This window comes from Salinivibrio sp. KP-1, from assembly GCF_000968645.1.
In the GTDB taxonomy this organism is placed as follows: Bacteria; Pseudomonadota; Gammaproteobacteria; order Enterobacterales; family Vibrionaceae; genus Salinivibrio; species Salinivibrio siamensis.
Map to the genome: position 1 here is coordinate 218,425 of NZ_LAQR01000048.1, position 12,287 is coordinate 230,711.

Sequence of the window (12,287 nt, forward strand, 5' to 3'; positions counted from 1 at the left end):
TTCTCGCAATGTGATTGATGAACTACCAGACAGTGTAGTTACTGACTTCATCCCTTGCCACGCAATGAAGCGTGATTAAGCCAATGAAATCACATTGTAATCACACCACGCGCTTTTCTTATTTGGGACGAAACGGCAGTGATACCCACGCGAGCTGTTCGTCCTTAATGACAGACGACGGGGTGTCAGTGGGTGAGGGTATTGGTAGGAAAACCGGGAAGCTGCAACGTCCAGGCGCCCAGCGAGGACTGGGCGCGAAAAGGGACATAATTAGAACGTGGCGCTATAGCTTAAACTAAAGGTGCGCCCCTCACCGGCGTAATTGAACAGGTTGCTAAGCCCATAAGCACTGTATACTTTTTGTGCCTTTTGGCTCCAAATGGTTTGATAGTCTTTATCCAACAGGTTTTGGACGCCAAAATTAAGCTGACCCACCGGCAAGGTGTAGTAACCGTTTAGCCCAACTAGCTCGTAGCCTTCGATACGATCATTATCTTGGTCAGATAAATCACCGACATGCTGTAAGTTAAGCTCTGTTCCCCAATCGAAGTTATCGTAGCCTACTGCTGCCATCGCGGTAGAAGGGCTCGCATTGTAGATACTCAGCTCATCCCAATGGCCATTATTTTTTATTTCGCTTTGCACTAAGTGGCCGTGCGCACGGCTATACCAAGTGTCAGTGAGGTAGTATTTGATTTGTCCTTCGAGGCCATAAATACGCTGTTTGTCACTATCTAACGTAACATCCAAGTTGCTGTTGTATTTGTACGACTTATCCGACACAGAGTAGTAAGCCGCAATTTGTGCATTATAGTCTTGCTGCTGAGTTCGCCAGCCTAGCTCAAAGGAATTGGTTTTTACGCCATCCAGTTCCGTGTTTTGAACATTCACGCTATTGGTGAGGTTGCCGCCTGAATACTGTCCTTTACCGTAGAATTTGCCCGGGTCTGGCATATTAAAGCCCTGGCTAAAGTTGGCCCAAACTTGTTGGTTGTCGGTCAGGTCGTACTTTAGCCCCGCATTTGCGAGCCAAATATCTTTATCCGTCGTACCACCGGGGATGGTATCCGCGCTGTTTAATTTTCCAACGAGTATTTTGGCTTGCTCTGCAAAACCGATAAAGTTATCGCCTTCATACTGAGTGTACTGATAGCGCAATCCGGCAAAAGCATTAAGGTTGTCGTTGATAGCCCAATCCAGCTGAGAAAATACGCCTACGTTTTGAGTCGTAAAATCTGGATAACGGCCTACATCACCAAGGTGCTTAAATTCTAGTCCATTGCTGGTTAGGCTTGTGCCTTGATCATAGAGGCGCTGGAATGCATCGAACTTCTCTTGGCTAAAATCTATTCCATAGTTAATCGTTATGTTGTCAAGACTTTTCTCAAGTAAAACTTTTGCGCCGATAACTTGGTTGCTTTGCTCTGAAGCCCCAAGATATTGCATTTGTAGTGCACTAACGGGGAACGGAAAGAACCCAAATGTTTCTTTGCGATAATAAGCTTGGGCCAGTAAGGAATGGTTAAAGACGTTAGCATTACTGTATTGAGCGTTGAGCATCATGCGTTCAGTGAAGGGTTGCTCATCCAATTCCAGTCCATCGGCGCGTTTAATCAGCGAATCATCTTTAAGACCCGCAAACATAGGCCCATAATCAATCCCATAATCCGTATCTTGCTGACTGTCATAGTATTGAGCAGTCAGGGAGAGGTGCTGTTCGTCATCAGGGCGGTAATCGAGGCTACCCATCACATCAATGCTGTCATTGAATTGGGTATCGGTTTGGGTGACATCGGGCAAAATAGGATCGCCATTGCCGTCGTAGGCCGCGCCTTTGCCTTCATACGCTACGGATAAGCGCCCTTGCAAGGTATCACTGCCACCGGATACCGCGACCGCGGCTTTCTTGGTCAGGTCTTCGCTGTTGTTAAACCCAGTGGTGACGCCAGTCTGCACCTCGAGTTGCGCATCGCCTGCTTCACCGCGTTTGGTGATGATATTGATAATACCGCCGGTTGCGCCCGCGCCATAAATGGAGGTCGCGCCTGACAGTACCTCAACACGGGCGACATTAGAGGGGTCGATACTATCCAGTTGGCGGCTAATGGTGCGAGCGGCATTCAATGCCACGCCATCAATCATGATTTGCGCGCTGCGGCCACGTAAATTCTGTGAGGCGTTGGTACGTGCGTTGGTGCTGCCAAAGTCAAAGCTTGGGATCAGCTTTCCTAGTGCCCCTTTTAATGACTCACCGCCTTGAATTTCACGGGTTAATTCTTCATTGGTGATCACCCAGTTGGTGCTGGCTGAATCGGCGATCGTGGTTTGAATTTTACTGCCGGTGACAATGATGGTTTCGGTATTGGCCGAAGAAGGGGCGGCGTGGGCGAGATGGGCACTGATCACTAACGCCAGCGGTGAGAGCGAAAAGCTGACTGCTTTTTTGGTGTTCATAATTATCCTTATACGTTACAACCCTGCAGGGCATAGTGAGGCTGCCTCCCTGCAGATACGTCTACGTCACTACCTTTTTCCAGTATCAAATGATAATGGATATCATTATGATTATTGATATGTAACCTGATTGTCAATACATAGATAGTTGGATTGATGCATGTAATCTAGCCTCTTGAAAAAAGAGTATAAAAACGCAGTGACTAAATAAGCCTGTGTCTAGTGATATCCGTACGTCGACAAATCGTTTGGCACAAGCTAACGCGGTAGGGAATGACTGAAGAGGGGTAACATCTGGAAGCTATGAAGAAATCCATCAAAAAAGCCAGCTACTGGAGCTGGCCTAAGAACTGTCAACCTATTTTAGGACGAGACATTCCTTAATGTGGGCTTATTTGCCGCCCTTGCTTTGTTTAGTTAGTTCTTTGATAGTGCGGCTGATTTCACGGCGCTGCTTAGAAATTTCCGCATTTTTGATGATGTGGTCATCAACGCGATCTTCGTAATCGCCTTTCATGTTTTTGATGATCTCCACGATCTCTTCATAGGACATCTCTGGCTGGATGTAGTCGAGCAAGTTTTCTAACAGCACCACCCGCTTTTGGTTGTCGCGGATTTTCTTGTCGTTGTCTTGGATTTCGCGCTTCAGTTTGTTCTTTTGTCGTGAGTGCTTAACGATCTCGTATACGCTGGTCATAGTAGTCGCCTTCTATCTTTTGAAGTATGAAAAAATTAAACCACAAGCGCTGCCGCAAACCCAGTCTTTTCGCGCTTGAAGTGAGGAGTTTTTAAACACTTGAATGAAAAAGGCGGGTGAAGAAAAGACATTGTGAGGCCAGTTTATCAACAACCTCATTAGCTGGCTAAACCGTCACCCTACCTTCTTCGCTGATTGATGGTGGCAACGATAACAGGTGAGCATTGACAGTGTCATGACACATATCAAGGCTCACCGATAACGTGGTAATCACGCTCAGTAGTCGGTTGGGCTGCCCTCGAGCTTGACCGATGAACCGGATGTTTTCATCATCGCGCCGCGCAACATGGCTTGCACTAGCTCAGTGGCATCGAATTTCGTCAGTGCTTCGTGCGCCCCGACTTGTTTGGCACGGTCGACACTGATATCACTTGATAGCGAGGTGTGTAATATCAAGTAAGCTTCCGCCAGTTTATCGTCGCTGCGGATTTCAAAGGCTAGCTCATAGCCATCAATCCCAGGCATTTCGATATCGCTAACAATAATATCAAATGGCTTGCCGGCTGAGGCGGCATTTTTCATCATTTGCAGCGCTTCTAGGCCGTTATTGGTGACAAAGTAGGGGATGTTTATACTATCAAGCGCCTCTGATAATTGCCGTCTCGCCGTCAATGAGTCATCGACCAAGAGGATATTCATGGGTTTGAGTTTCTCACGATCGACGTCGGCTAAGATGGGGTGCAGCTTGTCAGGATCAGAGGGGAAAATGTGCTCCATAATGTATTCAACATCAAGCAGTTGCACCAACTTGTCGTCGATGTTCATCACGCCGGTAAGAAACGCGCGTGTTCCTAAGGTTTCCGGTGGCTCTGAAATAGAACGCCAATCGCACTCGCTGATCTTGTCGATTCCACGGACCAAAAAACCCATCACCCGGCGCTGACAATCGGTCACGATAATGTAGCAAGACTCCCATTCTGACTTAGCCACGGGTTTGTAGCCAATCGCTTTTGCCATATCAATGACAGGGGTCGCGATGCCACGGAAGCTAGTGGTTCCGATCACCGTTGGGTGAGATCCCGGCAAATCCGTGAGCGGCTGAAAAGGAATGATTTCTCGTACCTTCAGCGTGCCAATCGCGAAAGATTGGGTGGCGGTGAGGCGGAACATCAACATGCCTTGTGCTTGATTCGCTTTGCTCTTCATAGCATCACTCTGCGTGTTATCGTCAGTCTTCTGATTAGGGTAACAGTGTTGTCTCTAAACACCTATTCTTACCCCAAGGATAGGGCTAACGGGTGAAAAGATAAAACTTTTGCCTGCTATTGTCTCACATTTGAAACTTATTGATAGTCTCATTTAAACGTGGTGTATACCACGCTTTTAGGCCACGGTTTTTGCTAAGATAGCGAAAGATATAGGCTAAGTGAGCCAGTCATTTAGACGTCACCTTCTGCAAAGAGGTTGCCTGTGGCTGTATCTTACCTAAAATAAGAAAGAACACGCTTTTTGTCTCGGTACTTGAAAGTCTCAGTGCAATGCGACACAAAAGCCCCCAACATTGAGGCACGTTAGCAAGGATTTACGTGTCCGGATAAATGCGAATGAGCAGTAACACGACGGTTGAGTAGACTATGACCAATATTTTAGATTCGGTAGATTCGCGGACACGATTGGTGGGTGAAAACCGCCTCGAGCTTTTAATGTTTTACCTTGGCTCTACCCAACCTTTTGCCATCAACGTGTTTAAAGTACGTGAAGTCATCAAAGTGCCAAAGCTCAACCAAATGCCTGGCTCCCATCCGAACATCCGTGGCGTTGCCATGATTCGCGGCAAATCTATTCCAGTGATTGACCTACGTCAGTCTATCGGCATGGGCTCGATAGGCATGTCGGATGAATGTAACGTTATCGTGACTGAATATAACCGCACCATCCAAGCGTTCCTCGTTGGGCAGGTGATCAATATCAAAAACATGGGCTGGGATGAGATCATGGAGCCGCCTTCCAGCTCTGGACGCAATAATTACTTAACGGCCATTACTCGCCAAGACTTTGATGGTCAAACGCGTTTAGTGGAAATTGTGGATGTGGAAAAAGTGCTGGCTGAGATCGTTGCGTATGAAGTTGGCGTTTCTGAAGATGTCCTCGACCCGCAACTGACCCCTTATATGACGGGGCAGCGAGTACTGGTTGTCGATGACTCATCCACGGCGCGCGCGCAGGTTAGTGAAACCTTGTCGCAGTTTGGCGTTGAGTGCATCATCAAGAAAAATGGTGCTGAAGCACTGAACTTGCTCAAGAGTTGGTGCGATGAAGGCAAAAACGTAAGTGACGAAATTTTGCTTATGATCACTGATGCGGAAATGCCGGAAATGGACGGTTATAAACTGACGCATGAAGTGCGCTCTGATAGTCGGATGAGTGATTTGTACATTGCACTGAACACCTCACTAAGCGGTAGCTTCAATGAGGCAATGGTTGAAAAAGTGGGCTGCAATCAGTTTATCTCTAAATTCCAGCCCGACCTTTTGGTCAATGTGGTGCAGGAGCGTTTGCGCCAAGTCGTGGCGAGTTAAACCGCCTAGGCACCAGTGAAAACAAAAAGCGAGCCGTGGCTCGCTTTTTTTATTGAACATTGAGGGGGTGACGATGAAAACGGTATTTTTGATGCGCCATGCAAAATCGAGTTGGGATGATCCAAGCCTCGATGATCACGAACGTCCGCTCAATCCGAGAGGATTTCGGCAAGCGCCGCAAATGGCGGAGCGCTTGAATGCTTGGTTGCACCAGCCACAAACGATTGTGACCAGCACAGCGCAACGCGCGAAAGATACGGCAGTGCTGGTGGCACAAACGCTGACCGATAAGCCGCCCATTGTTTTAGAGGAAACGTTATACAGTGAGCATGCATCGGCAATCATTCATACCATCCAAGCACTCGAGTTAGAACAAGATGTGGCGATGATTATTGGCCACAACCCTGCACTAAACAATTACTTACATGGAGTGGGGATGACCAAGGATAACTTGCCGACCTCAGGTGTGGCGGTGGTGCAGTATCCCGTCGAGCACTGGACAGAGGTTGCGAATACGCATGCACAGCTTTGCTTTCTCGACTGGCCTAAGCGACTTCGAGGCTAGTTTCGTCTATGGAACAGGATGCTGTCATATGCATACTAGATATGGTGCGCTCTGAACTATATTTAGCGCTTGGATTGTAAAGTTATCTACTGTACCTGTGGATAACCCCGTTAATTTCTTTGTAGGCAATGGCGGCAGTACGCGTGAGTCGTGGAGAGCAACCCCAAGACGATCGATTGAGCAAAAAACGACCAGTTTAATTGACGCGATATGGCGGTTTTTCACTTGTGTTGCGGTAAATGTGCGATACTCGTAACACCTTGGTCGTACGCGTATTATGGGGGATCGGCTTGGTAGCAAATTTATTGGCGTTCACAGGAGAGCAGTCGTGATCACAGTAGACAAACATGAGGGCTTATCAGTCAGGGTGGCTGTGCTCAACGAGGAAGTCAGTGCCCAAGAGGTCGAGTTTTATCTCTTCGTCCCTGGTGAGCTTAAGTTTGGTAAGCATGTGCTTTCTGAAGATGAGTTTTACTACCGTGTCCTCGCCAATAGTCGAACGTATTTTACGTCTCGTTATCATCTGCCCTTGGTACATGCTCGCCTAGCCAGTCGTGACAAACTGCCAACCGAACAATATCGAGTGAGCTTGAGTCTCTATGCGTATCAGTATGCCTTATCGCTCGAAAAAGCGACGCACGATTTTTTTGAATCCGTTTCTGGGCTAGAGGATGAACAAGCGTTAGAGCAGTTAGAAGATACGATAGAGATGGCGGTGGAGATTTTACGGCGACTCCGGCGCTACAAACCGCAAAATACCAAGCTACTCAAGTATTACCATAATATAGACAACTATTTATCTTGGTTGACGGAGCAACGTTTTCTGTCGTTATTAGCCCATATGCCGCGTGGAAACGTCTACAAGGGGGTACGCCAGCAATTGATTGAATTGTGCCAAGCTGAAGAGGCACACCGCCTCGTTAACCGTTATAACTCGGATAAAGCACGGCGCGATCCCACTCGTATGGTCAATAAGATGCGCTTGGCGCGCCGCTTGATTGAGTTTCCCGTGACGATTCGCCAAGTGCCGCAGGCGCTAGGTAAAAACCTTAACAAACTGGCTAAAGCGTCCGCGACGGCGTTTGTGATGCTGTTTGTCACCACTGTTATTGTCCGTGCACGTCAATATTTAGGCGAAATCACCCTATCGTTCGTGTTGGCCATGGCGGGTGTGTATGCATTGCGAGAGATCTTTAAAGATGATTTACGTGACGCGTTGTGGCGCTGGATTCGTAAAGGACGTCCCAAGTGGCGAAAACGTTTTATTGACCCCACATCCAATCGACAAATAGGTCGGCAGTTAGAGTGGCTAGATTATATGGATTTTGCTGCCCTACCCGATGAAGTGAAGAAATTGCGTCGTGGCAAACTGCGTCAACGGGAAGAGGCGGTAGTGCGTCTTAAAGTGAAAACACAGTTAGAGACAACCCGTTTTTTGTCGGGTTATGACACCACTCGTGACGTGTGGAAATTTGATTTCCGGTCTTTTTCTCGCCTTATGGACCGTGGTAGTCAGCGCTTATATCGGCTTAATGAAGGCCAGGTACTCAAAGATTCGGTTGAAAAGCGGCATCAATTCAACCTTATTAGTTGTCAGCGGTTAAAAGGGCAGCCGACGGTGTATCAGCGTTGGAAAATTACGGTTAACCGCTCAAAAGTGGTCGATATAGAAGAAGTGTTTGATTAATCATTCATCAATAACTTGTCTTTATGATTTAAGTGATCGATGCAGAAAGCATAAAAGTCCAGTGCGGATAGCGGTTTGGCGAAGAAGTAGCCTTGGAATTCGTCAACGCCCATCTGTTTTAGGCTGGTGAGTTGTTCTTGTGTTTCGACGCCTTCGGCGACCACGCGAATATCGAGCTGATGGGCCATATGACAAATGGTATCGACTAACACATGCTGGCGCGGTGTATTGGCCATGCCGGTGACAAATGAGCGATCAATTTTGACTTTATCAAAACTCAGGTGGCTGAGTACCGACATGGATGACCAACCCGTGCCGAAATCATCCAGCGCTATCCGAATACCGACGTCGCGCAGTTGATTCATCAGCAGATTGAAGCGACCAATATCGTCGATGGTCATCGTCTCTGTGACCTCAAAAATCAGTTGTTTACGTTGTTCTGGGTGATCGGCAAATACAGTGATCACATCGGCAATCAAGGACTCGTTGAAAAACGAGTCAGAAAGGTTAATCGCAATATCAATGCGGTCATTAATGGTTTGCCATTCGGTATTTAATGCCAGATAAACTTGACGCAAAAGCCAGGCGCCTAATCTCCGACCCAGGCCTGACTCTTCGGCGACATTGACGATGAGCTCTGGATCAATGGGACCAAACTCAGCATGGTCCCAGCGAATCAGACACTCACAGCCAAGGCGTCTTGACGTCGCTGCCACCATGGGTTGAAACAATACATAGAGTGTCTCTTGATAAGGGTCGTCAAGGTGAGCCTTGAGCTCATCGCGTAATTGACGACGTTGCTTCGCTTCTTGCTCGTACTCCTCTTTAAATATATCAACACTGTCTTGCGTCACAGGCGCTCGTTTGGCTTTCATCAGTGCAAGGTCCGCGTTGTTTAACAGTTGGTTGGCAAACTGACGATGATTTCTAATGACATTGTCATCCAAATCGAGGCTCTTTGCGACGCCAATAGCCACCGCTAATCGATGACCTGGGTAGACACTGTCGATCGCGCTTCGCAGAGCGTTGCACAAAGGCTGAGTAAAGAAGCTCAGCTGACGATTGTCGGTGTATGCGAGAACCGCAAACTCATTACTACTGATCCGCGCGCAAGGATAACCGTAAGGCAAACACATGCTTTTTAGTTCATTGGCCAACTGTGTTAGCGCGACATCGCCTTGTTCGTATCCCATCAGGTCATTGATGTCTTTAAAACGACGAACATCGATCAGCAATAAGGTATGTATTTGTTTTTTATGTGCTGCTTTGTAGAGATACTCCAAAAGGTAATTGCGATTGGGTAGGCCAGTGAGACTATCGTGCCATGCCATTTTTTGCTGTTTGCTACTATTGCGATAGAGGCGAAAGGCGAAAAAAATCAATAACGACATCAGTATAATGATGGCCGCGTACATGGTTTTTATTTGGTCTTGTAAAAATTCACGCTGTTCGATAGCTGCCGGCCCGGTAAAATTATTGACCATCAGATTTCGTACCTGAGGCAGCACAATATCCATTTCATGAAGAAGGCCAGAAAGTCGCTGCCGGTCACCGTTCAATACCGCTTGCTCATGTTGCTGAATTAAACGAAAAGCACGTTGTACCACGGGTTGGGCATCAAACGTACGACGCATGGGCGCAGCCTCTTGGCTGCTTAAAAACGTGTCATAACGACTCCATAGGATGTCATAAGACAGGACAAGGGACTGTTTGTCTGAGGCCGTGGCGAGGTACAAGGCGAGCTCATTACGAAACTCTAAGGTTTCGAGCTCCATTTGTGCTAAAGCCCATGCTGACAATTGGGTATGCAGTGCCTGTCGTGCGTAGGCATTATGAAACTGGTAAAGCGCTGAGGCCGCGAAGGCTAACGTGGTAAATGCAAAAATGATGAAACCGATAAGAGGGCGCTTTACCATACCAATATATTCCTTTACTGCTGTGTTTTGCCTAGCTGCTTGTGGTTGAGTCGGGAAGCTCGTGGAGTAGGCAAAAACCGTGGTTGAGCCAATAGGGCTGTTGTTATTCTTTTTCTAATATTTCGATATGGTTAACTTGCCACACCATACGGCTGTGTAAAATCTCATTATCGTACTGATTAAATTCGGATAATGGGTAGATAACCCAAATCGGCCCTTTGTCGCGAATAGGCATCCACTCGCCGTTTTTCTTGATGGCGAAAACAGGGTTGTACTTATTAATCTCGTCAGTCGGCATTTTGGACCAATAATCATTGAGGGCGTGAACTTTCAATTCATGGCCTTGCTTGTCATACGTTTTTAACAGTTTTTGTGCTGACACACCGAGAAAAACCTGCTGACCTTCCGTCCAAGGGGTTTCCGTTTCAATTGTGCGGTCAGCCAGCTGCATCAGCTCCTCACGAGTAAAGGATTGCTTGGCGACATCACCATAAATGGTCAAAATCGGTCTTGCTTCGACAGCATGACTGACCAGCATGAGACACAACAGCGCTAGCAAAATGAGTTGGTCGGTATAACGGCTTTTGCGGATAGTATATCTGGGATCGTACGTTGTCATGTCACACTCCTTATTATCTCCATCTTTTTAAAGCTAGTTTGTGATTGAATCTAACTCAAGACAGAGCGGTGACCGTCATGATATACGCTCCGAAGGAAAATGGGAAAGGGTCCATTTCTCTCGTAGTAAGGGTGGGTGGATCGTGTAAATCGATCAGACACAGTCACGAGATTTATTGTTGAATTGAAAAAGAAAACTGCCCACGCATAGGGCTAGGGCAGTTTAGCAAAGCCCGATAAAAGGCATAAGCCGGTCGGGCAACAAGGGGCAAGCGAAGGAGTCTTGTCACTAAAAACATAGACGCTAGCTTGGCGGGTGTCTAATTATTTTTCGATAATTGGTGTCGCCTGTTTGTTTAAGTAGGCAATAATATCATCCGATTCGTACATCCAGCGCGCCTCGCCGTTTGCCTGTTGGATACGCAAACAGGGTACTTTGATTCGCCCTCCCCCTTGTTCAAGCTCTTTTCTGGCATCCATGTTGCGCTTCGCGTCTTTGGTCTGAAGCGGTAAGCCGAGTTTTCGGCTTGCCTGGCGCACTTTTACACAAAAGGGGCAGGCCGCGAATTGATATAGAGTGACCTGCTGTGCCAATGTGTCCATCGCCTGCTTTTGCGCTGCGTTTAATTGAGGGGACTTGGGTTGGGTCAATGACTCTACAACCAGAATAATTTTACCTAGGATCCAACGAATAACGCCCATATAACCTCCATGCGTTGACAACGGCATAGAGTGTAACACGTGATACACGTTTGCCTATCTTGAGGTTAGATTGTGCTCTTATAGAAACAAAGCGTTTCTCTCTAAGAACAGGATGGCATTGTACCCGTTAACCTGCCTGTTAAACTATTGTTTCACTTACCTCATGATAAAAAGCAAACGATTACGAGAGCATTATGACACTGCAAGCCATTGACTTTACTGCGCCTGATGCAGAGCAGGCGTTTGTTAAATCCCTACGTGAAACAGGTTTTGGTGTATTAAAAAATCACCCATTACAGCAACAATGGGTCGCCGATATCTATCAGCAATGGGAAGGTTTTTTTAATACCGAAGACAAGCACCGCTTTACCTATAAGCCCGACACGCAGGACGGCTTTTTTCCCTCAAAAGTCGCAGAGACCGCGAAAGGCCATACCAAGCGTGATCTGAAAGAGTTCTTTCATTATTACCCATGGGGACAGTGTCCAGACGCCTTGAGAGGCAATTTACAGTCTTATTACGAGCATGCCACGCATTTAGCGGAAACCTTGCTCTCGTGGGTTGAGCGCCAATCACCATCAGATATAAGTCAACACTTCTCGCAACCACTCTCTAGCATGATTAATGGTAGCCAACAGACCTTATTGCGTGTCTTACACTACCCGCCGTTAAAGGGTGATGAAGAGCTTGGGGCGATTCGAGCGGCTGCTCATGAAGACATTAATTTGCTGACAATATTGCCTGCTGCCAATGAGCCTGGCTTGCAAGTGAAAGCGAAAGATGGGAGCTGGTTAGATGTCCCTTGTGATTTTGGTAATTTAATCGTCAATATTGGTGATATGCTTCAAGAAGCATCCGGCGGTTATTTCCCTTCTACCACTCACCGTGTCGTGAACCCGGAAGGTGCGGATAAAACCAAAGCGCGTATCTCGCTGCCGCTATTTTTGCACCCTAAGCCAGATGTTGTACTGTCTGAGCGCCATACGGCTAACAGCTATTTGATGGAACGCCTCCGTGAGCTTGGCGTGATCGAGTAACACACTTTTATGCTTGCCGAGGTCATGTTTGA

Annotated in this window: 10 protein-coding genes; 4 read left to right on the plus strand and 6 right to left on the minus strand. The window is 47.2% G+C overall.

Annotated elements, in window-relative coordinates; genetic code table 11:
• Nucleotides 1–270: 270 nt before the first annotated feature.
• The 3 genes from WN56_RS14370 to WN56_RS14380 form a co-directional block, all read right to left on the minus strand.
• On the minus strand, nucleotides 271–2,454 hold the full coding sequence (locus WN56_RS14370) for a TonB-dependent receptor (RefSeq protein ID WP_046075652.1): 2,184 nt from the start codon (nucleotides 2,452–2,454) through the stop codon (nucleotides 271–273).
• A 391-nt stretch (nucleotides 2,455–2,845) separates the two neighbouring features.
• Nucleotides 2,846–3,151, minus strand: coding sequence for a DUF496 family protein (locus tag WN56_RS14375; protein ID WP_046075653.1), 306 nt, complete (start codon nucleotides 3,149–3,151; stop codon nucleotides 2,846–2,848).
• A gap of 276 nt (nucleotides 3,152–3,427) precedes the next feature.
• On the minus strand, nucleotides 3,428–4,357 hold the full coding sequence (locus WN56_RS14380; RefSeq protein ID WP_046075654.1) for a chemotaxis protein CheV: 930 nt from the start codon (nucleotides 4,355–4,357) through the stop codon (nucleotides 3,428–3,430).
• 428 nt (nucleotides 4,358–4,785) lie between these two features.
• Here WN56_RS14380 and WN56_RS14385 point away from each other — a divergent pair, with 428 nt between their 5' ends.
• The 3 genes from WN56_RS14385 (at nucleotide 4,786) to WN56_RS14395 (ending at nucleotide 7,982) form a co-directional block, all read left to right on the plus strand.
• Entirely contained in the window at nucleotides 4,786–5,730 is a 945-nt protein-coding gene (locus WN56_RS14385; RefSeq protein WP_046075655.1) for a chemotaxis protein CheV, read from the plus strand.
• Between the two features lie 73 nt (nucleotides 5,731–5,803).
• Entirely contained in the window at nucleotides 5,804–6,295 is a 492-nt protein-coding gene (locus tag WN56_RS14390) for a histidine phosphatase family protein (RefSeq protein ID WP_046075656.1), read from the plus strand.
• A 328-nt stretch (nucleotides 6,296–6,623) separates the two neighbouring features.
• Nucleotides 6,624–7,982, plus strand: a complete 1,359-nt coding sequence (locus WN56_RS14395) for a hypothetical protein (RefSeq protein WP_046075657.1) — start codon at nucleotides 6,624–6,626, stop codon at nucleotides 7,980–7,982.
• Here WN56_RS14395 and WN56_RS14400 read toward each other — a convergent pair.
• The 3 genes from WN56_RS14400 to WN56_RS14410 all read right to left on the minus strand — a co-directional run bounded on the left by WN56_RS14400 (nucleotide 7,979) and on the right by WN56_RS14410 (nucleotide 11,218).
• The gene (locus WN56_RS14400; protein ID WP_046075658.1) at nucleotides 7,979–9,898 is read right to left on the minus strand and encodes a bifunctional diguanylate cyclase/phosphodiesterase; all 1,920 of its coding nucleotides are present in this window, start codon (nucleotides 9,896–9,898) and stop codon (nucleotides 7,979–7,981) included. The genes WN56_RS14395 and WN56_RS14400 overlap by 4 nt on opposite strands.
• 103 nt (nucleotides 9,899–10,001) lie before the next feature.
• Nucleotides 10,002–10,517: an oxidoreductase gene (locus WN56_RS14405; protein ID WP_162274050.1), complete on the minus strand. Its 516-nt coding sequence runs from the start codon at nucleotides 10,515–10,517 to the stop codon at nucleotides 10,002–10,004.
• 323 nt (nucleotides 10,518–10,840) lie between these two features.
• The gene (locus WN56_RS14410) at nucleotides 10,841–11,218 is read right to left on the minus strand and encodes a glutaredoxin (protein WP_046075659.1); all 378 of its coding nucleotides are present in this window, start codon (nucleotides 11,216–11,218) and stop codon (nucleotides 10,841–10,843) included.
• Nucleotides 11,219–11,412: 194 nt separating this feature from the next.
• Between WN56_RS14410 and WN56_RS14415 the strand changes: the two genes are divergently transcribed.
• Entirely contained in the window at nucleotides 11,413–12,255 is an 843-nt protein-coding gene (locus tag WN56_RS14415) for a 2OG-Fe(II) oxygenase family protein (RefSeq protein WP_046075660.1), read from the plus strand.
• Nucleotides 12,256–12,287 lie beyond the last annotated feature (32 nt).

Excerpts from the sequence above, each read along its gene's own strand:
- WN56_RS14375 (WP_046075653.1), bottom strand. The coding sequence starts at position 3,151 with ATGACCAGCGTATACGAGATCGTTAAGCACTCACGACAAAAGAACAAA.
- WN56_RS14380 (WP_046075654.1), bottom strand. The coding sequence starts at position 4,357 with ATGAAGAGCAAAGCGAATCAAGCACAAGGCATGTTGATGTTCCGCCTC.
- WN56_RS14400 (WP_046075658.1), bottom strand. The coding sequence starts at position 9,898 with ATGGTAAAGCGCCCTCTTATCGGTTTCATCATTTTTGCATTTACCACG.
- WN56_RS14415 (WP_046075660.1), top strand. The coding sequence starts at position 11,413 with ATGACACTGCAAGCCATTGACTTTACTGCGCCTGATGCAGAGCAGGCG.
- WN56_RS14385 (WP_046075655.1), top strand. The coding sequence starts at position 4,786 with ATGACCAATATTTTAGATTCGGTAGATTCGCGGACACGATTGGTGGGT.
- WN56_RS14390 (WP_046075656.1), top strand. The coding sequence starts at position 5,804 with ATGAAAACGGTATTTTTGATGCGCCATGCAAAATCGAGTTGGGATGAT.
- WN56_RS14405 (WP_162274050.1), bottom strand. The coding sequence starts at position 10,517 with ATGACAACGTACGATCCCAGATATACTATCCGCAAAAGCCGTTATACC.
- WN56_RS14410 (WP_046075659.1), bottom strand. The coding sequence starts at position 11,218 with ATGGGCGTTATTCGTTGGATCCTAGGTAAAATTATTCTGGTTGTAGAG.
- WN56_RS14370 (WP_046075652.1), bottom strand. The coding sequence starts at position 2,454 with ATGAACACCAAAAAAGCAGTCAGCTTTTCGCTCTCACCGCTGGCGTTA.